The sequence below is a fragment of the Bacillota bacterium genome (assembly GCA_033549065.1).
Classification (GTDB): Bacteria; Bacillota; Dethiobacteria; order DTU022; family DTU022; genus JAWSUE01.
The window spans coordinates 1-703 of sequence record JAWSUE010000044.1; the positions used below are offsets into that span (position 1 = coordinate 1).

A 703-nucleotide genomic window follows, 5' to 3' on the forward strand; every position below is an offset into this window, starting at 1 on the left:
GGATTACGAATGGAGCAGCGCAAAAGCTCATATGACCGGTAAAGATGATAGGCTAGTCACTGTTAAACCGCTATTAGAGAGATTTGGAGATTGGGAAAGTTATCTTTCTCAGAGGCTGATCACTCGAGAACTTGATTTGATTGAAAAACATGAACGTAGTGAAAAACCAATCGGCAGCCGTGAATTCGTTTCTAGCATCGAAGAAATGACTGGGCTGAAATTAACTCCCGGAAAACGAGGGCCGAAAGGACCACGTAAGAAAAAAGATAATAATTAGACTTAAAATATTTACCCCAAACAGACAAGCAACAGTATCTGAACAATCAGTTAAACACTTAAAAAATTGAAAGTGGTTTTCATATTTTTTTATAAATAATTGTCGGAATATATAATTAACTAATGTGTCCCGAAATTATTTGAAGCTGTTTAGCATATGGGTTAAGCCCTGTTCGAGGGTGGTTTGGGGGGTGAATTTCAGTTCTTTTCGGGCGCGGGTGGTATCGGCGTAAGTGTGCATGGGATCTCCGGCCTGGAAAGGTTCATAGCGAACCTTAAATTCTTTTCCGCTAATTTTCTTTAAAAGTTCAAGAACGCCATTTACCGATATGCGGGTCCCACCGCCGATGTTAAAGACTCGCCCGACTGCAGCAGGAGCAATAGCTGCCGCCAGATTTGCCTCGACAACATCCCCGATATAGGTGAA

The 703-nt window shown here is 41.8% G+C and carries 2 protein-coding genes; one reads left to right on the forward strand and one right to left on the reverse strand.

Translation table 11 applies throughout. The features are described 5' to 3' along the window. Positions 1–277 (forward strand): transposase (locus tag SCJ97_11650; protein ID MDW7740682.1); only part of this gene is annotated, 277 nt, incomplete at its 5' end. 135 nt (positions 278–412) lie between these two features. On the opposite strand, the gene SCJ97_11655 is transcribed toward SCJ97_11650, so the two are convergent. Further along, a partial coding sequence (locus tag SCJ97_11655) for a hypothetical protein (protein MDW7740683.1) occupies positions 413–703 on the reverse strand: 291 nt, incomplete at its 5' end.